General features: G+C 63.6%; 20 protein-coding genes. 12 read left to right on the forward strand and 8 right to left on the reverse strand.

The window, feature by feature from the left end:
- Positions 1-159: 159 nt before the first annotated feature.
- Positions 160-558 carry a DUF2306 domain-containing protein gene (locus NLM15_RS23110; protein ID WP_254119692.1) on the reverse strand — a complete coding sequence of 133 codons (399 nt, stop codon included), beginning with the start codon at positions 556-558 and terminating at the stop codon, positions 160-162.
- A 256-nt stretch (positions 559-814) separates the two neighbouring features.
- Between NLM15_RS23110 and NLM15_RS23115 the strand changes: the two genes are divergently transcribed.
- Complete coding sequence (locus NLM15_RS23115; RefSeq protein ID WP_254119694.1) at positions 815-1165, forward strand: low molecular weight protein tyrosine phosphatase family protein; 351 nt, start codon at positions 815-817, stop codon at positions 1163-1165.
- Here the strand turns inward: NLM15_RS23115 and NLM15_RS23120 are convergent.
- Positions 1162-1662 carry a single-stranded DNA-binding protein gene (locus tag NLM15_RS23120; RefSeq protein ID WP_254119695.1) on the reverse strand — a complete coding sequence of 167 codons (501 nt, stop codon included), beginning with the start codon at positions 1660-1662 and terminating at the stop codon, positions 1162-1164. The two genes, NLM15_RS23115 and NLM15_RS23120, sit on opposite strands and share 4 nt — an antisense overlap.
- 448 nt (positions 1663-2110) lie before the next feature.
- Between NLM15_RS23120 and NLM15_RS23125 the strand changes: the two genes are divergently transcribed.
- The 4 genes from NLM15_RS23125 (at position 2111) to NLM15_RS23140 (ending at position 5673) form a co-directional block, all read left to right on the forward strand.
- Positions 2111-2890 (forward strand): outer membrane protein, encoded by a 780-nt coding sequence (locus NLM15_RS23125; RefSeq protein ID WP_254119697.1) that lies wholly within the window; start codon positions 2111-2113, stop codon positions 2888-2890.
- 237 nt (positions 2891-3127) lie between these two features.
- A complete protein-coding gene (locus NLM15_RS23130; RefSeq protein WP_254119698.1) occupies positions 3128-3817 on the forward strand; it encodes an outer membrane protein in 690 nt (229 codons plus the stop codon).
- A 205-nt stretch (positions 3818-4022) separates the two neighbouring features.
- The gene (locus NLM15_RS23135) at positions 4023-4784 is read left to right on the forward strand and encodes an outer membrane protein (RefSeq protein ID WP_254119700.1); all 762 of its coding nucleotides are present in this window, start codon (positions 4023-4025) and stop codon (positions 4782-4784) included.
- Between the two features lie 139 nt (positions 4785-4923).
- On the forward strand, positions 4924-5673 hold the full coding sequence (locus NLM15_RS23140; RefSeq protein WP_254119702.1) for an outer membrane protein: 750 nt from the start codon (positions 4924-4926) through the stop codon (positions 5671-5673).
- A 47-nt stretch (positions 5674-5720) separates the two neighbouring features.
- Here NLM15_RS23140 and NLM15_RS23145 read toward each other — a convergent pair whose 3' ends face one another.
- Positions 5721-5987, reverse strand: coding sequence for a hypothetical protein (locus NLM15_RS23145; RefSeq protein WP_254119704.1), 267 nt, complete (start codon positions 5985-5987; stop codon positions 5721-5723).
- Positions 5988-6014: 27 nt separating this feature from the next.
- Between NLM15_RS23145 and uvrA the strand changes: the two genes are divergently transcribed.
- From uvrA to NLM15_RS23165, 4 genes are all read left to right on the forward strand, one after another.
- Positions 6015-8999 (forward strand): excinuclease ABC subunit UvrA, encoded by a 2985-nt coding sequence (uvrA, locus tag NLM15_RS23150; protein ID WP_254119706.1) that lies wholly within the window; start codon positions 6015-6017, stop codon positions 8997-8999.
- Between the two features lie 127 nt (positions 9000-9126).
- Positions 9127-9690 carry a DinB family protein gene (locus NLM15_RS23155; protein ID WP_254119707.1) on the forward strand — a complete coding sequence of 188 codons (564 nt, stop codon included), beginning with the start codon at positions 9127-9129 and terminating at the stop codon, positions 9688-9690.
- A gap of 18 nt (positions 9691-9708) precedes the next feature.
- Entirely contained in the window at positions 9709-10359 is a 651-nt protein-coding gene (locus tag NLM15_RS23160) for an HAD-IA family hydrolase (protein WP_254119709.1), read from the forward strand.
- 107 nt (positions 10360-10466) lie between these two features.
- Positions 10467-11393: a nucleoside hydrolase gene (locus NLM15_RS23165; protein WP_254119711.1), complete on the forward strand. Its 927-nt coding sequence runs from the start codon at positions 10467-10469 to the stop codon at positions 11391-11393.
- 118 nt (positions 11394-11511) lie between these two features.
- Here NLM15_RS23165 and NLM15_RS23170 read toward each other — a convergent pair whose 3' ends face one another.
- Both NLM15_RS23170 and NLM15_RS23175 read right to left on the reverse strand, forming a co-directional pair.
- Positions 11512-12462 carry a YncE family protein gene (locus NLM15_RS23170; RefSeq protein ID WP_254119712.1) on the reverse strand — a complete coding sequence of 317 codons (951 nt, stop codon included), beginning with the start codon at positions 12460-12462 and terminating at the stop codon, positions 11512-11514.
- A gap of 2 nt (positions 12463-12464) precedes the next feature.
- The gene (locus tag NLM15_RS23175) at positions 12465-13046 is read right to left on the reverse strand and encodes an SRPBCC family protein (protein ID WP_254119714.1); all 582 of its coding nucleotides are present in this window, start codon (positions 13044-13046) and stop codon (positions 12465-12467) included.
- A gap of 987 nt (positions 13047-14033) precedes the next feature.
- On the opposite strand from NLM15_RS23175, the gene NLM15_RS23180 reads away from it, so the two are divergent.
- Positions 14034-16115 carry a DUF1217 domain-containing protein gene (locus tag NLM15_RS23180; protein WP_254119716.1) on the forward strand — a complete coding sequence of 694 codons (2082 nt, stop codon included), beginning with the start codon at positions 14034-14036 and terminating at the stop codon, positions 16113-16115.
- Positions 16116-16131: 16 nt separating this feature from the next.
- Here the strand turns inward: NLM15_RS23180 and NLM15_RS23185 are convergent, their stop codons facing one another.
- The 3 genes from NLM15_RS23185 to NLM15_RS23195 all read right to left on the reverse strand — a co-directional run bounded on the left by NLM15_RS23185 (position 16132) and on the right by NLM15_RS23195 (position 19212).
- Entirely contained in the window at positions 16132-16992 is an 861-nt protein-coding gene (locus NLM15_RS23185) for a PCC domain-containing protein (protein ID WP_254119718.1), read from the reverse strand.
- A gap of 9 nt (positions 16993-17001) precedes the next feature.
- Positions 17002-18609 carry an acyl-CoA synthetase gene (locus NLM15_RS23190; protein WP_254119719.1) on the reverse strand — a complete coding sequence of 536 codons (1608 nt, stop codon included), beginning with the start codon at positions 18607-18609 and terminating at the stop codon, positions 17002-17004.
- Positions 18610-18714: 105 nt separating this feature from the next.
- Positions 18715-19212, reverse strand: a complete 498-nt coding sequence (locus tag NLM15_RS23195; RefSeq protein WP_254119721.1) for a hypothetical protein — start codon at positions 19210-19212, stop codon at positions 18715-18717.
- Between the two features lie 94 nt (positions 19213-19306).
- Between NLM15_RS23195 and NLM15_RS23200 the strand changes: the two genes are divergently transcribed.
- Together NLM15_RS23200 and NLM15_RS23205 are read left to right on the forward strand one after the other, a co-directional pair.
- The gene (locus tag NLM15_RS23200) at positions 19307-19666 is read left to right on the forward strand and encodes a hypothetical protein (RefSeq protein WP_254119723.1); all 360 of its coding nucleotides are present in this window, start codon (positions 19307-19309) and stop codon (positions 19664-19666) included.
- Positions 19667-19757: 91 nt separating this feature from the next.
- Positions 19758-20273 carry a DUF3828 domain-containing protein gene (locus tag NLM15_RS23205; RefSeq protein WP_254119724.1) on the forward strand — a complete coding sequence of 172 codons (516 nt, stop codon included), beginning with the start codon at positions 19758-19760 and terminating at the stop codon, positions 20271-20273.
- Positions 20274-20275 lie beyond the last annotated feature (2 nt).

Below are 20275 nucleotides of genomic sequence, written 5' to 3' on the forward strand. Positions count from 1 at the left end.
TATAGCGCATCGGCTCCCTGATAACCACCCTTGCGAGGGTCTCGGGAAGCGCTTTTTCCCTTCGTTTTTTCATGGACTTACCGGGCTGTCAGGAGGCTGTTCCCGGGGGCCGTTTTGGGTGCCAGGGACACTGCCGCGGGAAGCCGAATTCAGCCATCGCTATGGCCCGAAGACCACCGCATGCATGAGCCGGCCAGGCACGAAGGTGAACAGGCCGGCAATCACGAGAGCGCCGAAGAAAATCGAGATCATCGTGATCTTGTGGCGGCGGACATTGCGGGCTCGGGCCGCCACCACGCCGGACACCAGCATCACCAGCGCGAAGATCGAGAGCAGATGGATCGGCCCCCATGGCCCGACCAGCCGGATCCCGTGGATCCAGAACGAGCTGATCGCCACGACAAGCATCAGCACGACCCAGACCCAGCCAAGCGCCCGGTGCGGCAGCGTCCCCTTGGGCGCGGCGAGCTGGACGATCCCCAGGACGAACGCAGCCATGGCCGCGAAGGCGTGCAGCGGAATGGCCGGAGCGGCCTCAAGCAGCGGCGTAAAGCTCATACGGCGTCCTCCGGTCCGTGGGAGCCCGACCACGGGAACAGGATTAACCATTCACATCGCGCGCCGTCAAAGCTCAAGCGACACGTGAGCAAGGCCGGAAAAGCCGAACCTTCCCCGTCAGCTGACTAGAGATCCTGTCGCTTCACGCGAGCAGACTGATCCAAGGAGCGAGCGCTCCGAGCTCGGGATGTCCCAGAGTCCACCGACGATCAGAAGGTGTGTATGTAGGTCCCCGCTCGTTCTCCTGGAGCCAGAAGTGACCAACGTCCTGTTCGTCTGCAGCGCCAATCGCCTTCGCAGCCCGACCGCCGAACAAGTCTTTTCGACCTGGCCGGGGATCGAGACCGATTCGGCAGGCATCTCAAACGGCGCGGACGTGTTGCTGTCTTCCGAACAGGTCGCGTGGGCCGATATCATCTTCGTCATGGAGAAGGCCCACCGCAACAAGCTGAACCGGAAATTCCGATCCAACTTGAATGGCAAGCGGGTCATCTGCCTCGACATCCCGGACGACTACGAGTTCATGGACCCCATGTTGGTCCGGATACTCGAAAGCCGCGTGGGCCGTTTCCTGTCACGACCCGCGTCCGCTCCTCCCGAACCTTAGAACGGGATATCGTCGTCCATGTCGCTGTTGCGGCCACCACCGCCGCCGCCGGCGGCAACGGCACGGCGCGGTGCGCTGCTGACGGGACCGGAGGAGCCGAAATCGCCGCCCGGCTCGTCGCCGAAGCTACCGCCTCCACCGCCGCCGCGGCCGTCGAGCATCGTCAGCGTCGAGTTGAAGCCCTGGAGCACGACCTCGGTGGAGTACTTCTCGACGCCGCTCTGGTCGGTCCATTTGCGGGTCTGGAGTGCGCCCTCGATGTAAACCTTCGCGCCCTTCTTCAGGTACTGCTCGGCGACCTTGCAGAGCCCTTCATTGAAGATCACGACGCGATGCCACTCGGTCTTTTCCTTGCGCTCGCCGCTGTTCTTGTCGCGCCAGGTTTCCGAGGTGGCGATGCTCAGATTCGCGATCGGCCGCCCGTCCTGGGTCCGGCGGATTTCGGGATCCTTGCCGAGATTTCCAACCAGAATGACCTTGTTGACGCTTCCCGCCATCGCCGCTCTCCACTCCAAATGCCACTGAATTCAAAGGCCGACCCCGCGCCCGCGAAGCTCTGTCGCCCTGTTGAGGCGACCGTATACGCTTGCGAGGGCTGACCAGCCCGGTACCCCTCAACTTATCCCCACATATAGCACTGACCCGCGGCGCGTTCCAGATTTGTTCTTCTCGCTGATCCAGGCGCAATGCGGAATTGGGTGGGCTCTGATCTGCAACCAGATACCGGCGCGATGAATGGAACCCTTTCGGGTTCCCGGGAATAGGAAAAAACTCTTAACATTCATCAAGTTGCGGCGCTTCAGCCGGCTCGCGACTGTTGCATTTCGGAGACGGACTCTGCCTCCCGGCTCAGCTACGCTCGCCTTGGAATTGATTCATATGGGCGTCGCGCCTGATCAACCGCTTCGGGGAATTTAAGAAGCGGACGAAACTGGGGAGACTGCAATGAATAAGATCTTGATTGGTACAATCGGTGCAATCGCGTTGGGCCTCTCGGCGCCCGCAAGCGCAGCAGATCTCGCTGCGCGTCCCTACACCAAGGCTCCACCACCGATGGTCGCTACCATCTACGACTGGAGCGGCTTCTACCTCGGCATCAACGGCGGCGGCGGCACCAGTCACAAGTGCTGGGACTTCGTCACGCCCGTAACCGGCACTCTGCTCGGCGAAGGATGCCACAACGCCACCGGCGGCACGGTCGGTGGCCAGGTCGGCTACCGCTGGCAGTCTGCCAATTGGGTGTTCGGCTTCGAAGGCCAGGGCAACTGGGCCGATTTCTCCGGCGACAATATCAGTACGACCTTGTTCGGCACGGGTCTTCGCGATCGGTCCAAGATCAACGCCTTCGGCCTGATTACCGGCCAGGTCGGCTATGCCTGGAACAACGTCCTCGTCTACGTGAAGGGCGGCGGCGCCGTCGTCAGCGATCGCTACCGCAGCTACGACACCGTCACCGGCCTCGAATTCGATCGGGCCAACGAGACCCGTTGGGGCGGCACCGTCGGTGCAGGCGTCGAGTTCGGATTCGCGCCGAACTGGACCGTGGGCTTCGAGTACGATCACATCTTCCTCGGCAATCGCACCATCGGCTTCAGCGGTTCTGGCAACTTCCTGATCGCCCCGCTCGGCGTCGCCACACGCTCTGAGCGCATCAGCCAGGACGTCGATATCGGTCTGGTCCGCCTGAATTATCGCTTTGGTGGCCCGATGATCGCGAGGTACTAACCTCTCTGATCCCACTCGAGAATTCAAAGGCCGGCCTCGCGCCGGCCTTTTTGCTGAGCGCAGGCGAACAGGAACTATACGTCAGCGATTGTTACGTTTTGCAATTATTGTGACTTTTGGGAGACACAACTTGCGGCTTTGTTGGTGTAAGCACGACGTCAGTTGGACCACAGCGTCTAATGTCCTTCCGGCGCACGGAGGGCAAAAATAGAAACCGGGACTGGGATTACGTTGAAAATGAAGAAGGTTTTGTTGGCTTCGGCCTGTTTGTTCGCTCTCGCCGCTCCGGCTTCGGCCGCTGATCTCGCGGCGCGCCCCTACACCAAGGCTCCGGTGGCTGTGGCCTCGGTCTACAACTGGACCGGCTTCTACCTCGGTATCGTCGGTGGCGGCGCCTGGGAAAACGGTTCCGGCGACCCGAAGATGAAGGGTGGCTTCGTCGGTGGCACCGCCGGCTACAACTGGCAGACCGGCAATGTCGTGTTCGGCATCGAGGCCGACGGCACCTGGGCTGATGTCAGCGCTTCGGCCACGGGCCCCGTCGCCGTCCCCGGCTTCGGCATTGTCAGCACCACCCTGAGCTCGAAGACCGACGCGATGGGCACCGTGCGCGGCCGCATCGGCTGGGCCGTCAACAACGTGCTGTTCTACGGCACCGGCGGTTACGCCTGGATCGACAACAAGCTCACCGTCAGCGCGCTCGGCGTGAGCATCTCCGACAGCAAGTGGCACTCGGGCTGGACCGTCGGCGCCGGCGTCGAAGCTTTCTTCGCTCCGCAGTGGTCGGTCAAGGGCGAGTACCTCTATCGCAGCCTCGGCGGCGAGACCTACTTCTCGGGCGCCCTGCCCACCGGCACGCTCAACTTCCACACCGTGCAGGTCGGCGTGAACTATCACTTCGGGGGCCCGGTGGTCGCGAAGTACTAAGCTTCGCCCCAACGCCATCGCGTTACGAAAGGCCGGCCTTGTGCCGGCCTTTTTGTTTTTGACCGGTTGTTTCGACCGGCGGCTTCACCTTGGCCTGCGGACAAAGTTCCATTTTTGGTGGGCTGTGGCTCGCCGGTGACAGACTGTCGCACCTCAAAGGTTGTAGGAAAGATCACGATCAACTGTGGGCTCGGGGGAGACCGCCTTGAAGACATTCGTGCTTGCCGCCGTCAGCGCTCTCGTGATGACAACCTCTGTTTCAGCGGCCGATCTGGCGGCCCGCCCCTACACCAAGGCCCCCGTCTCGGTTGCAGCCATCTACGATTGGAGCGGCTTCTACATCGGCGCCAACGGCGGTGGCGGCTGGAGCCACAAGTGCTGGGACATCGTCACCAACATCCTCGGTGCGCCGGTCACTCCCCCCGCATCCGAGGGCTGCCACACCGCGACCGGCGGCGTGGCCGGCGGCCAAATAGGCTTCCGCTGGCAATCATCTGAATGGGTGTTCGGCCTCGAGGGCCAGGGCGACTGGGCCCATCTCAGCGGCTCCAATGGCCCGAGCCTGGCTGCCGGCGGCGTCGGCTCCGACCGCACGAAGATCAACGCGTTCGGTCTCATCACCGGCCAGGTCGGCTACGCCTGGAGCAACGTGCTGTTCTACGCGAAGGGTGGCGCGATGGTTGTGAGCGACCGATACGAGGGCTTCACCACCGCCACGGGCGTCGTGTTCGACAGGGCGAACGAAACGCGCTGGGGCGGAGCAGTTGGCGCTGGCCTCGATTTCGGCGTAACGCCCAACGTCGTGGTCGGCGTCGATTATGTGCACGGCTTCATGGGATCGCGCGACAACAGCTTTACGTTCAACAACGGCACGTTCTCGCGCACCGATCGCATCCGGCAGGACGTCGACATCGTCACCGCCCGCGTCAACTACCGGTTCGGCGGCCCGCTCATCGCCAAATACTAAATTCGTGGTACGGACCCGACGATGAAAGGCCGGCCTCGCGCCGGCCTTTTTGTTTTCGCGGAAGGCCGTGCCGGGCCGTCAAGGAATCGTGGGGCGCAGATAACCCACGCGAATGGGCTCGGCGAGTTGGGGACGTGACATGAAAACTTGGACGCTGGCTGCGGTCAGCTTGCTCGCACTCGGCGCGGTTGCACCCGCCGGTGCCGCGGATCTGCCGCTCTACAAGGCCCCCGTAGCGCCCGTCCTCGCCTACGACTGGAGCGGCGTCTATGTCGGCATCAATGGCGGTGGCGGCTGGGCCCATGCCTGCTGGGCCGTGACCAACTCGCTGGGCGCCGCTGTCGATCCTCCCATCGGCGAAGGCTGTCACAACGCGGGCGGCGGCACGATCGGCGGACAGCTCGGCTATCGCTGGCAGAGGGGGCGCTGGGTTCTCGGCGTCGAAGGCCAGGGCAACTGGGCCGACTTCAAGGGGAGCAATGTCAGCGTGGTGCTGGCGCCGCAGACCAACCAGACCAAGATCGACAGCTTCGGCCTGTTCACCGGCCAGATGGGCTACGCCGTCAACAGCCTGCTGCTCTACGGCAAGGCCGGCGCGGCCGTCGCCCACGACAAATACGACATCTTCTTTCCCGGCCTGCCGGCGTTCAACAGCGTCAACCAGACCCGCTGGGGCTACAGCATCGGTATCGGCGTGGAATGGGGCTTTGCCGAGAACTGGTCGGTCGGAGGCGAGTACAACCACGTGTTCCTCGGCCATCACAATTCTGATTTCGCCACCCTCACCGGCGGCTTCCTCCCGCGCACCGACCGGATCGGCCAGGACATCGACATGGGCCTGATCCGCATCAACTATCGCTGGGGCAACCCGGTCGTCGCCAAATACTGAGCCCGGATACTGAGCCAAAGTTTCTAGCAGGAACCTCCAAGTCCTGATCATGTGCGGATTGCCCCAAGTCCGCATTCAAACGCGAACGAAGGGCCGGCTTCGCGCCGGCCCTTCGCGTTGTCCTTGGCCTTTTCCTTGGCATGTTCCGGATGCCCTGCTCCTGCCAGATGCCGCCAGCGCGCCAACAATCCGTTGACGATTCGCAAGTCCCACTGGAAATCCGTCCCCGTTCTTCCTACGTTCGCTGACATACCCATCGGCGCCGATCCCGGTTCCGGGCGAAGCGCGCCTTTTTTGTTGGCGCGATCGCGCACCTTTGGGATTCCTTGAGGGCAACTCGGATGGATGAAGTGATCAAGGCGAAGCGCCAACAGCAGAACGCGGGATCGCACCTGCGCGCAATTACGATCCGTGGCGCGCGCGAGCACAACCTCAAGAATGTCGATGTCGAGCTTCCCCGCGACAAGCTGGTGGTGTTCACCGGCCTGTCGGGCTCGGGAAAATCCTCGCTCGCCTTCGACACCATCTATGCCGAAGGCCAGCGCCGCTACGTCGAATCGCTGTCGGCCTATGCCCGCCAGTTCCTGGAGATGATGCAGAAGCCCGACGTCGACCAGATCGACGGCTTGTCGCCAGCGATCTCGATCGAGCAGAAGACGACGTCGAAGAACCCGCGTTCGACGGTCGGCACCGTGACGGAGATCTACGACTACATGCGCCTGCTCTGGGCGCGCGTCGGCGTGCCCTATTCGCCCGCCACCGGCCTGCCGATCGAAAGCCAGACCGTCTCGCAGATGGTCGACCGCGTGCTGGCGCTGCCCGAAGGCACCCGCCTCTACCTGCTCGCCCCCGTCGTGCGCGGCCGCAAGGGCGAGTACCGCAAGGAGCTCGCCGAATGGCTCAAGAAGGGCTTTCAGCGCGTCAAGATCGACGGCACCTTCTACGAGCTCGCCGAAGCGCCTGTTCTCGACAAGAAATTCCCGCATGACATCGACGTCGTGGTCGACCGCATCGTGGTGCGCGCCGATATCGGCCAGCGCCTCGCCGAAAGCTTCGAGACCGCACTGAAGCTCGCCGAAGGTCTTGCCGTCGTCGAGTTCGCCGACGCGCCGGCGGCAGCGCCCGCGGAAGAAAAAGAGAAAAAGAAGACCGCGAAAATCCACGACAAGAGCGGGCCCGAGCGCATCCTGTTCTCGGAGAAATTCGCCTGTCCGGTCTCCGGCTTCACCATCCCCGAGGTCGAGCCGCGACTGTTCTCGTTCAACAACCCCTACGGCGCCTGCCCGGCCTGCGGCGGTCTCGGCGTCGAGCAGCATGTCGACGAAGATCTCGTCATCCCCGACAAGGAGCTCGCCATTGGCAAGGGCGCGATCGCGCCCTGGGCCAAGTCGTCGTCGCCTTACTACATTCAGACGCTGACGGCGCTCGGCAAGCACTACAAGTTCACGCTGACAACAAAATGGAAGGATCTGGCCAAGAAGACGCAGAACGCGATCCTTCACGGGTCAGGCGAGGACGAGATCAAGTTCTCCTACGAGGACGGGGTGCGCTCCTACGACACCAAGAAGCCGTTCGAGGGCGTGATCACCAACATCAACCGCCGCTACCGCGAGACCGAGAGCGAATGGGCGCGCGAGGAGCTCGCAAAATATTTTCATGACGTGCCCTGCGAGGGCTGCAAGGGCTTTCGGCTCAAGCCGGAGGCGCTCTGCGTCAAGGTCGGCACCAAACACATCGGCGAGATCTCGGAGCTGTCGGTCCGGAAGGCCGGCGAGTGGTTCGAGACCGTGCCGGATTCCCTGAACGCGCAGCAGAACGAGATCGCCGGCCGCATCCTGAAAGAAATCCGCGAGCGCCTCACCTTCCTGCTCGACGTCGGCCTCAACTACCTCACCTTGTCCCGCTCGTCCGGCACGCTGTCCGGCGGCGAGAGCCAGCGCATCCGCCTGGCGTCACAGATCGGCTCGGGGCTGACGGGCGTGCTCTACGTGCTGGACGAGCCCTCGATCGGCCTGCACCAGCGCGACAATGCGCGCCTGCTCGATACCCTCAAGCGACTGCGCGACCTCGGCAACACCGTGATCGTGGTCGAGCATGACGAGGACGCGATCCTCCTCGCCGACTACGTGCTCGACATCGGGCCCGGCGCTGGCATGCATGGCGGCAACATCGTCGCCGAAGGCACGCCCGCCGAGATCATGCGCAACCCGAAATCGCTCACCGGCAAGTATCTCACCGGCGAGCTGGAGGTCGAGGTGCCGGAACGGCGCCCGCCGAACCATCGCCGCACCATCAAGGTGGTCAACGCGCGCGGCAATAACCTCAAGAACGTCACCGCCGAGATTCCGCTCGGCCTGTTCACCTGCGTCACCGGCGTCTCCGGCGGCGGCAAGTCGACGCTCCTGATCGACACGCTCTATCGCGCCATCGCCCGCAAGCTGAACAACGCCAGCGAAGGCGCAGCCCCGCACGACCGCATCGAGGGCCTCGAGCACATCGACAAGATCATCGACATCGACCAGTCGCCGATCGGCCGCACCCCGCGCTCGAATCCCGCGACCTATACCGGCGCCTTCACCCCGATCCGCGAATGGTTCGCAGGTCTGCCCGAGGCGAAGGCGCGCGGCTACGAGCCCGGACGCTTCTCCTTCAACGTCAAGGGTGGCCGCTGCGAGGCCTGCCAGGGCGACGGCGTCATCAAGATCGAGATGCACTTCCTGCCTGACGTCTACGTCACCTGCGACGTCTGCAAGGGCAAGCGCTACAACCGCGAAACGCTGGAAGTCCTGTTCAAGGGCAAGAGCATCGCCGACGTGCTCGACATGACTGTCGAGGAAGCCGCCGAGTTCTTCAAGGCGGTGCCGCGCGTGCGCGAGACCTTCCAGACCCTGCACCGCGTCGGCCTCGACTACATCCATGTCGGGCAGCAGGCCACCACGCTGTCGGGCGGCGAAGCCCAGCGCGTCAAGCTCGCCAAGGAATTGTCAAAACGCGCCACCGGCCGCACGCTCTACATCCTGGACGAGCCCACCACCGGCCTGCACTTCCACGACGTCAAGAAGCTGCTGGAGGTGCTGCACGAGCTGGTCGCGCAAGGCAACACGGTCGTCGTCATCGAGCACAATCTCGAAGTCATCAAGACCGCCGACTGGGTCATCGACCTCGGTCCCGAAGGCGGCGACGGCGGCGGCGAAATCGTCGCCTGGGGCCCGCCGGAAGACATCGCGAAAGCGCCGCGGAGCTACACAGGGCAGTTTCTGGCTCCGGTGCTGGAGAAGGCCCGGAAGCCGAAGCGAAGGCGGACAGCGAGCGAGGCGGCGGAGTAGAAGCTTAGGATCGAAACCGTAGGGCGGATTAGCGAAGCGTAATCCGCCACTGCTGTTCTCGTGAGACCGAGGGCCAGGCTCTGCTATTCTGCCATACGAACCACGCTGGATCCGGGAAAGAACCGACATGCCCGCTGGACTTTTGCAGACCTACCGCGCCTTCAGCCACAACAATGCCTGGGCGAACCATCGCCTGCTCACAGCCTGCACCGGTCTCAGCCAGGCCGAATTCGAAGCCCAACGAACCGGCTTCTTCCCAAGCATTCAGCGCACGCTGAACCACATCTACGTCATCGACCACTTCTACATCGATGCGCTTGAGGGGGGCTGGCTCGGACCACGCGCCTTTGAAAACGAGGTGCCGTATCCCTCGCTTTCCGAGCTGAAACCTGCCCAGGCCGCCATGGACAAGCGACTGCTCGCCGTCTGCGACGCGCTGACACCTGAAGGTCTCGACGGCTTTGTCCGGGTCAACCGTGACACGAGCGTTCAGACTGAACGCCGCGACCGCCTGCTCATGCACCTGTTTCAGCATCAAATCCATCACCGCGGACAGGCGCACGCCATGCTCTCCGAAACCAGCGTCGCGCCGCCTCAGCTCGACGAGTTCTTCGCCGAAGGAGAAGCGCCGCTCAGGTCCGCCGAATTCGACGATCTCGGATGGACCGAAGAAACGGTATGGAAATCCTGAGGCCGTAACTTCTTTTCCATGCCCTACTCCCTCGCCATCTTCGATCTCGACGGCACGCTGGCCGACAGCTTTCCGTGGTTCCTGCGCACCATCAACGATGTCGCCGACCGCTTCGGCTTTCGCCGCGTCGCGGATGAAGACATTGAGGGGCTGCGGCATGCATCGAGCCGCGAGATCCTCGCCCGCCTCGAGGTGCCGCTGTGGAAGCTGCCGGCGATCGCCCGGCATGCGCGGCGGTTGAAGGCGGAGGCGGCGGCCGAGATCTCGCTGTTTGCGGGCGTCGAGACGATGCTGCGGACGCTGGCCGATAACGGCGTTCAGCTCGCGCTGGTGACGTCCGACAGCGAGGCCAATGCGCGTGAAAAACTCGGCGATTCCGCCGCCCTGTTCGCGCATTTCGACTGCGCGGCATCGCTGTTCGGCAAGCCCGCGAAATTCCGCCGGGTGATCCAGCGCGCGGGCGTGGACCCGGACAAGGTCATCGCGATCGGTGACGAGGTCCGCGACATCGAGGCGGCGCGGGCCGTGGGGATTGCCTGCGGCGCGGTCAGTTGGGGCTATGCTGCGCCAGCCGCGCTACAGGCGCTTGCGCCCGATCACATGTTTGAACACATGCGCGACATTGCGGAGACCTTGTGCGGAAACGTAGGGTGGATTAGCGAAGCGTAATCCACCACTGTTCGCATCCGCAGAGACAGAAGAGGTGGGTTCGCCAGCGGACCGCGCTTCGCGCAGCAGCGGCCAACCCACCATACGAACTGCTCGGAGAAACGGTGATGACACTCACGGACGCAGCCCGCTTCGAGCTCCTGGCGCCGCCGGTCGGCCGGTTGCGCGTCGTGCTCGACACCGACACCTATAACGAGATCGACGATCAGTTTGCGCTGGTGCAGATGCTGCTGTCGCCGGAACGTTTTGACGTCGAGGCGATTTATGCCGCGCCGTTCTTCAACGCGCGCGCGGACAGTCCCGGCCACGGCATGGAGCTGAGCTATCAGGAAATCCTTCGCCTGCTGGAGCGCCTGAACGTCGCGCCTGACGGCCTGGTTCATCGCGGTGTCACCGACTATGTCGGTTCGGCCAAGACCGCGCGGCCGGCAGCCGCCGTCGACGATCTCGTGGCCCGGGCGCGGGCGGGCTCGCCCGACAAGCCGCTCTATGTGATTGCCATCGGCGCCATCAGCAACGTCGCCTCTGCGCTGCTCGAGGCGCCCGACATCATCGACCGCGTCGTGGTGGTCTGGCTCGGCGGCCATGCGCTGGAATGGCCTGATACCATCGAGTTCAACCTCAAGCAGGATGTCGGCGGCGCTCAGGTGCTGCTCGACAGCGGCGCGCCGCTCGTCCTCGTGCCGTGCAAGGGCGTTACCTCGCGCCTTCACAGTACCGTGCCGGAGATCGAGCGCTATGTCGAACCACATGGCAGCATCGGCGCGTTCCTCGCCATGCGCTTCAAGGAATACTCCTCCGACCACATGGGCTGGGCCAAGGAGATCTGGGACATGGCGGCGGTCGGCTGGCTGCTCAATCCCGTGTGGGCACCGAGCGTGATCATCCCGGCCCCGGTTCTGACCGATCAGATGACCTGGAGCGTGGATCGCCGGCGGCATCCGATCCGTTACGTGACCTACGTGGATCGCAACCCGATCCTGAGGGATTTCTTCGTGAAGCTGCAGGCGTTTGCCGCGAAGCAAGTGCCGTAGGGTGGGTTAGCCCCGGGCTGCGCGAAGCGCAGTCCCTTGGCGTAACCCACCTCTTCTGTCTCCGCGGAGATAGACAGTGGTAGGTTACGCCTTCGGCTAACCCACCCTACGCAATCCCCTACTCCGTCCTCCGCAAGAACGCCCCGAACGCGCGCGGGCCGTCGCCGGTCTTGATCTCGCCGACCACTTTCAGCTCGGCTGCGTCGATGATGTGAAGCGTGTTGCTCTCCCAGCACGCCACGATGACGCGTTTGCCGTCCGCGGTCGCGGCAATGCCTTCCGGATAGTCACCAACATTGATGCGCTTCACCGGCTTCAACGTCGCAAGGTCGAACACGCTGACGGTGCCGCCATATTGGTCGGTGACGAAACCCCGGCCCTGCGTCAGCGCCACCGCGTAGGGACGCATCCCGACCGCCACGCGGCCGACCTCGCGCGCCTCTGCAATGTCGATCACGGAGACGTCGTCGGAGCCGACATTGGCGGTATAGGCGCGCTTGCCCTCGGCATCGATGGTGACGCCGAATGGGCGGGTGCCGACCTTGATCGTCGTCTTGCGCTGCCGGGTCGCGGTGTCCACGACCGAGACGCTGTCGTCGTCGCGGTCCGCCGAGAGCAGCAGCTTGCCGTCAGGCGTCACCGCCAGGCCCGACGGCGAGGCGCCGACCGCGATGCTGGCCGTGACACTGCGCGAGGCCGCATCGATCACCCGCACCGCCGCCGCATACCAGTCGGCGACATAGACTGTCTTGCCATCGGGCGCGACGGCAATGCCGAGCGGCCCGCCGACCTCGACGCGGCCAGCGACCTGCCGCGTTGCCGCGTCGACCACGGTCACGGCCTTGGCGTCGGGGCTCGTCACATAGGCAAAGCGCCCGTCCGCGCTGACGGCCACACCGGCCGGCTTGCCGCCGATCGGGATGGTCGCGACGCTGCGCGATGTCGCGAGGTCCACGACCATCAGATCGTCGCTGAGCTGGTTGGTGACGAACGCCTCCTCGGCGGCCGCGCTGCCGAGACCGGCAACGCCAAGGCTGGCGGCGAGCGCCGCCAGGGCCAGCGTCCGCACGGTCAGCTTCCGCTCTCGATCTTCTTCTTCAGCGCCTCGAGGCCGGCCTTGTAGAGCCCGCTCACTGCAGTCTTGGCGGCCTCGTCGCTCAGCTCCGGCGGCGGATCGTTGTTGGGAAAGCCGCGGTAGAACGCGCCGGCCCACTCCAGCGTCGAGCCCTTGCCGTCGGCGCTGGGCGTCACCGTCAGCGTCGAGGAATAATTGGTGACCGGCAAGACCTTCACGTCGACGGTGGTGATCCGGTAGGAATAGGTCATCGCGGCGGCGTCGAACTTGTAGAGCTCCTCGTCGACGGTGGCTCCTCCCGTCAGCGTTAGCTTCCGCGTGGCGCCGATCTCGTTGCCCTTCTCGCCCTCGGTCTTGGTGACGGGCGGAAGCCAGCTCATGTCCTGGAAATTGCCGATTGCGGCCCACACCTTGGCCGGGGCTGCGTTGATCTCGATGGATTCGCGCACCTTCTGCCGGGTCGGCCCATGCGCCCAGGCAGGTGAAAAGGCTGGCGCCAACGCCGCCGTCAAAGCCGCCGCGCCCGCGGCAGTCAGCACCGCGGCCATGACCGTGCGCCGTCCAATCGTCACCCTCATCTCGTTTCCTCATGCGTCCAGTTGATCGTGCGCGACTTGAGGCGCGCTGGGATCATGGTAGCGCATTTTGCGGCCGCTGGGAGACCTGTTCGTGGCGCCGTTGCGGCGGGCGCTCGCGCGCTCCACAACCCCTTGCGCCGCCCGGCGGGCAAAACACCCAACGGGAGGGTCAACCACACCACGCGAAACTAATTCTCTTTATCCGCATTTCGGATTATCATATAGAAAGCCATCCCAACCCGGCCGAGGGGCGGATCGCGATCGTCACGAACGCGGGATGGGACGTGGTGGACGCGGGCGGCGCCGGCGCGAAGGTGGTTTGCAGGGCGGGTCACACCGTGAGCAGACGCCGCGCGCACACGACCGGTGCAGCCTGCGTACGGCAAAATCGTGTGGTCCTGGCGCCCGGGGCCTGTGTGCCAAGTCTTGCGGTGATGCGTGCGGCCCGACCGGGTCCGCAACATCAGCCATCGGCAAGGCGACGGGGGCAATAGTGCATCGCTCCCCGGGGAGAGCACGACATAAGCTGTCAACCCACTGCGCTGGGAAGGCCGGATGTTTGGCTTCACCTGTATGCCGCTGTGCATCACTTCCAGCGCATTTCGCGCACAGCGGACCGCGGGTGCCCGCCGGCACCCGGCCTTCCCTGCGCCCTCGGCACCTTTAGGGGGCGGCAACTGAAGCAAAGCTCGGGCACGACGTGCCGCGAGGATGCGCAAGGGTGCCCGCAAGCGGCCCCGAACGTCGATTAGAACATATCGGGAACACAATCTTCACGAAAGCCGCATCTGAGAAACATACAGAAACACATAGAAACAGACTCAATATGCGTCACTTGGGTGAACACTAAAATCTAAGATTGTGGGCAAGAATCGCCTCAAGAAAACGTAGCTGCAAGACCGTCTGCTGGCATGAGGCCAGCCCCACCTCGCGACCCGGCAATGATTGGCGGAAGTCCGGGACCTTAAAAGCCGCGAGGAATGCGCGATGGTATCAACGTATTTCGGTTACAACTACATCACGCGCAACCTCAAGCAGTCCCTGACGCGGGTCGAACAGCAAGCGGACGTGGCGCGGGAGGCCGCCTATTACAAAGCCAACATCGGCAAGGTGAAGACCGTTGACGATTTCATGAAGGACTATCGCCTTTATCATTATGCGATGAAGGCATACGGCCTGGAAGACATGGCCTACGCCAAGGCCTTCATGAAGAAGGTGCTGGAGAGCGACCTCAACGACTCCAAGAGCTTCGTCAACAAGCTGGTCGACAAGCGTTACCAGGAGTTTGCCGCAGCGTTTTCCTTCAACGGCACTGCAACGCCGGTTGCGCAATCGGAGAACCAGACCGACGAGATGATCGGCCTGTACACGGCGACCATGAAGAGCCAGGTCGACGCACTCGCCGACGACACGAATTACTACAACTCCAAAATCGGCGGCATCACCAGCGCAGACCAACTGCTGAACGACGACCGTCTTCGCAATTATGTCTATTCGGCATTCGGGATCGACGAGAGCAAGTGGCCGCGTGACACCATAAGCCAGGTCCTGCGCAGCGATCCGTCCGATCCAAACAGCTACGTCAGCACCACCTTCACCTCCCAGTTGACCGGCCTCAACGCCCAGCTCACGCAAGCCAAATCAGATGTGAGCGCCACCAATACGAAGATCGCCGACTACACGGCCCAGCTCTCGCAACCGGGCGCAGACGTAGCCCAGTTGAACGTCCAGATCCTGGTCGAAAAATATCATCTGGAGACATATACGAAGAGCGTTTCCAGCCTCAACGACCAGATCTCGACGATCGGCGAGTTCGTAGATTTGGCTGGCGCGTTCGAGTTTTCGGCTGACGGGTCGCTTCCGTCGGGTGTGCCCGCCCAGACGGCCGCAAACATCACGCTCACCAAAAAACAGTTCGACGACAGCAAGTCCGCCGTCTATGCGGCGGCAAGCCCGCTGAGCGAAGCTGCGGCAATCAAGAATTTCAGAAACGCCATCCTCAATATCAATTCAGTCCAATCGCTCGTATCGACACCAGCCGTGTATGATTTTGCACTGGGCGCCGTCGGCCTCGATCCCAAACAGGTCTCGCAGGCTACCGTCAAGGCTGTCCTCGAAAGCGACCTCAGCGACCCCAAGAGCTACGTCTATACTCTCAAGGACAATCGGTACGTAGAGCTCGCACGCGCCTTCAACTTCGACGCAAAGGGCAATCTGACGACCCCCCTGGTTGCTCAGGACCGGGCTGAAGTCCTCCAGATTGCGAAGGACTACGTCATTCAAGCAGTGAAGAGTGCAAGCACGGCGAGCACCCAGCAGCAGGCGGCAGTTCGGGCACAAGCCGCCAAGGATGCGACGGACTATCAGGAGGCGATCGCAGGCATCGACAGCGTTTCCGATCTTCTTGCAAACCGGCCGATGGTCGATTTTATTCTCCTGGCCAAGGGTTTGGACCCCAGGAAGGTCAGCGACGAATTTCTCAAGAAGATCTTCGCCTCCGACCTGAACGATAAGAAGAGCTTCGTGAACACGCAGAGCGATCCTCGATTTGCCGAAATCGTGGCGTCGTTCAACTTCGACAGCAAGGGTAACGTCGCGCGCCTGGCGATGATGGGTCCGCAGAAGCGGGATCAATTCCGGGAAACACAGGCGAACTATCTCCAGCAAAGCCTGGAGCAGCAGCAAGGGGATACGAATCCTGGCGTGCGCCTGGCGCTGTATTTCCAGCGAAAGGCGGGGGAAATCACGTCCGCATACGACATCCTGGCCGACAAGGCGCTTTCGGAGGTGTTCAGGACCACCTTCAATCTGCCGGATTCGATGGCGGCGATGCCGATCGATCAGCAGGCCAAATTCGTGGACAAATTCATGAAGATCAAGGATCTGTCCGATCCCGCGAAGGTCGAAAAGCTGTTGGGCCGTTTCTCCGCCATGTATGATGTCAAGAACAGCGAGAGCACCGGCCAGGGACAATCTCCCTTGCTCAACCTCTTTCAGGGATCGAGCTCGGGCATCTCAAGCATGAGTGAATCCACGTACCTGGCGATTGCCAAACTGCGTGCTCACTGATGATCGCGCGCCGATCCTAGCCTAGCACCTCGAGCACCAGCTCCATGGTCATCAGCACAGGATTGTCGCCGCGGATCAAACGGCCCTCCGCAATGCCGCCGGTGTAGTCGATCAGGGCAACATCGAGCGCGGCTTCCAGCGCCCCGGAAGGGCCCGGCGCGATCACGCCGGCCGTTATCGCAAGCTCCGTCGCGAACGGTTCGGTCACGCCGCCATGGGTGAAGCGCGCGCCGATGGTCGAGCCGACTCCGCCGTGGATCTTCGCACGCGCGATGCCGTGCGCGCGGCAGAACGCTTCGAGACAGCGGGAAAAATCCTGATTCGGACGCAGCCGCAGTGCGAAGGCGCGGCTGGTGGCGCGCGCGCCGGTGCTCGCGGCCGCGACTGGCCCGAACAGCTTGAAATTGGTCTCCGGGTCAGGCTCGGCCGTGAACATCGCGCCATCGACGCCAAAGGCCTCGACCACGAACGGCTCGTCGACATCAGTCTCATCTGGCAGCATGTGGCCGCCGCTCGCCTTGCCGTCCGCCTCGGTCCACAGCCCATGGCAATGAAAGAACGGCGCGCCGTCGCGCATGCCGAGCGTCATGCTGCCGAGCCTGGTGCGCGTCACGCCGCTGGGGCGAAAAGTGTCGCTGTAGAACGCCGCGTTCTCAGCTGTCTTCGACAGCGCCGGCATCACGTATGCGAACGGTCCGAGCGCAGCGTTGCCAAAATTCAGCACGCCGCCGGCAAACCCCTCCGCCGCAAAACCACGCCGCGCGGCTTCGAGCAGCGGCAGCCCTGCTTCGAGCCTGAACGCGAACGCGCGCCCCCTCGCCTCTACCCATTGGATGCGCTCGCTGACTGGCGTGCCCGGCTGCTTGATACTCCGCATCGCGTACGCTCAGCCTGCCTGCTTCTTGTCGAGATCGAGCAGCCCGCGCGCCTCGAGCTCGTCACGCACCATGCGTTTTGGAATCTTGCCGTAACCGGATTTCGGCAAGGCCTCCCAGAAGAAGAAGCGCTTCGGCATCTTGTAGCGCGGCACCTTCGGCAACAGGAACGCCGCCATCTCCGCCTCACTCACGGGCTTCTCGCCTTCGCGCGCGACGCAGACGGCGACCCCGACCTCGCCCCAGGTCGCATCGGGCACGCCGAGCACGGCGACCTCGCCGACCGCGGGATGGGTCAGGATCTTTTCTTCGATCTCGCGCGGATAGATGTTGGAGCCGCCGGAGATGTACATGTCGGAGGCACGTCCCGTGATGTAGACGAACCCCTCCTCGTCCATGTGGCCGAGATCGCCGGTGCGGAACCAGCCGTTGCGGAACGCCTTCGCATTGGCCTCGGGGTTGTCGTAATAGCCGGCAAGTACGGCAGGCCCGATCACGCAGATTTCGCCGCTCTGGTTGGCCGCGAGCTCGCGGCCCTCGTCATCCTGGATCGAGACCTGCATGCCGGTGCGCTCGAAGCCGCAGGTGCCGATCTTCGCGTGCGGGCCGTCCTCTGGATCGTGCAGCGCCGCCGGCAGCACCGTGATGTTGCCGGTGACCTCGCCGAGTCCGAAATATTGCACGATGACCTTGCCGAGCTTCTTCAGCGCGGCCTTCTGGTCCTCGCGATACATCGGCGCGCCGGCATAGATCACGTGACGCAGCGAGGAGTGATCGTATTTATCCGCGGCGGGGTGCTCGACCATCATCTTCAGGATCGTCGGCACCGTGAAGAGATTGCTGACGCGATGGGCCTCGATCAGGCGGAAGGCCTCATCGATGTCGAATTTCTCGGTCGGCAGCAGCACGGTGCGCACGCCCCGCGCGGTCTGCACCAGCTGATGCACGCCGGCGCCATGCGACAGCGGCGCCACCACCAGCGATGCATCCTCTTCCGTGACGCCGGGGGTGAGATCGGCGAGATGGTTGGTGACGACAAAGCCCATCTGGCCATGGGTCAGCACCGCCGCCTTGGAGCGGCCCGTGGTGCCCGAGGTGAAGAAGAACCAGCAGGGATCGTCGTGCTCGACGTCGACGTTCGTAACGCTTGCGCCGGCTTGCGAAGCGATGGCATCGGCCACCGAGCGCTCACCGAACGATGCCTTGCCGTCGATGCTCCAGGTGAATTCCAGCGCGCCGCCCTTCACGGCCGCGGCATGCTCGGGAAAATCGACGTGGCACAGAAACGCCTTGGCGCCGGAGGCCTGCGCGAGATAGGTGACCTCGTCCGGCATCAGGCGGAAATTGGTGGGGACCCAGACCGCACCGAGCCGGAACGCGGCGAACATCGAGAAGAACATCTCGTCGCCATTCTTGGAATGGACGAGGATGCGGTCACCCTTGACGATGCCGCGCGCGGCGAGCGCAGCCGCCAGCGCCGAAACCTGCGCGTCGATCTCACGCCACGTCCAGGATTTGTCCCCCCAGACGAAACCGGAACGCGCCCCATGCCGCCGCGCATTCTGCGTCAGCATGTGAGCGAGATTCATGACGCGGCGGGACATGCGCAGGGGCTGCATCGGGCTTCCTCTTCAGCGGCGGACGGCATGCCAGCCGCCCGCTCGTTTCAGCCCATTTATCGCCATCGCCACCGGCCCTGCAAGGCCGCCGGCCGCACAGCTGCCCTACGGCTGCTTGAACGCGAATGGCGTCGCCGTGATGGCCTTCTCCTTCCAGCAGGCCTGCGCACCAAAGCCGCCGCAATAGCTGCCGTGCAGATCGAAGCGAACGGTGCGCGCGGCGCCGCGCTTCATCGGCGGCGCCAAAATCTTGTAGCTGCGCACATAGCCATCGAACACGGGGCGCACGCTGCCATCGGGCAGAGTCACCAGGATGTTCATGACGCAGCCGCCGGTTCCGCAATAGGTGGTCTCGCGCTCCCCGCATCTGGTATCGCGGAAATCGACGATGTAGTCCTCACGGCCGTCCCCGGTCAGGTCGACCTTGCGCACCGTGTCCGCGGCGAAGGTCACCGGACCTCCATCCTGGCTCTCGCATTCCTCATTGGCGTAGCGCAGCGCCTTCTGCACGCCGGGCGGATAATCGGAAGGATTGAACGGCTTTGCCTCGTCGGCACGCGCAGCGGTGGCGAACAGAGCGAGCATGAGGATCAGATAGCGCATGCGCGTTTGTCGCCGGCGCAGCTGCGATCGTTCAGGGAATTTTAAACATGATCGGCGCAACCTCGCTCAGTTCTTGCGTACAGAGTGCTGCATCATGGTCAAAGCGCCCGCCTTCCTCCTGTTGTCGCTGGCGCTCGGCGGATGTGCCGTGGCCCCGCAAGCGCATCTCGCCTCCGATCCCGCCTTCAATCCTGCGCGCTATGCCTGGGACGGCGCCGGCGAGGATCCGAACAAGTCGCGTGCGGCGTCCGGGCCTGCGCGGACCGCTGGCCGATCCGAGCGCAACAGATCGCAAGCCGGACTTGAGCCCTATTCGAAGGAATGGTGGCAGGCGCAGGACAGCATCGAGGCCGAGCAGGACGCCAGGGTCAACCGCTCGCTCGTCATCTGCCAGGGCTGCCTCCGCCCGCAGCCGCAGCCCGAAGATTCCAGGCTCGCCAAAGCGACCGATTGAACCGAACCGCGGCTCCATCGGTCTACAGAGATACGCGCTGATGCAGGCCGTTCCGGCCTGTGGTCGCGCGCCATGCTCTCAGGGACATTCCATGCTCACCCGTCGGACCTTCGTCGCCGCCTCTCTGCTTGCCATCGTCTCCCCCGCATTCGCCGTAATGCCTGTCTCCAGCGATCCCGTCGCGATCCTGACCGCGATCTACACCCGCGCGGCCAAGGGCAAGGGCGACGGCGGCGGCGGCTTCGTCATCGAGAACAAGGCGGCCAAGGCGCAATATCTCTCCAAGGCGCTGGTCGCGCTGTGGGCCAGGGCGGACGCGCATACGCCGAAGGGCGACGTCGGGCCGGTCGATTTCGATCCCGTCACCAATTCGCAGGAACCGGACGTAAAATCGTTCAAGGTTGACGCCGAGAAGATCGAGGCCGACAAGGCGACGATCGCGGTGACCATCACCGGCCACCGCAACGACCGCAAACCCGCTGATCTGATCGTGCGTTACGACTTCGTGCGCGAGGCCAATAACTGGCGGATCGACGACATCAAGGGCTCGTCCGACGGCGAGGCCTGGTCGATCCGCAAGATGCTGACGGACTCGCTGAAGAGCTGACC

This window comes from Bradyrhizobium sp. CCGB20 (genome assembly GCF_024199855.1).
Taxonomy (GTDB): domain Bacteria; phylum Pseudomonadota; class Alphaproteobacteria; order Rhizobiales; family Xanthobacteraceae; genus Bradyrhizobium.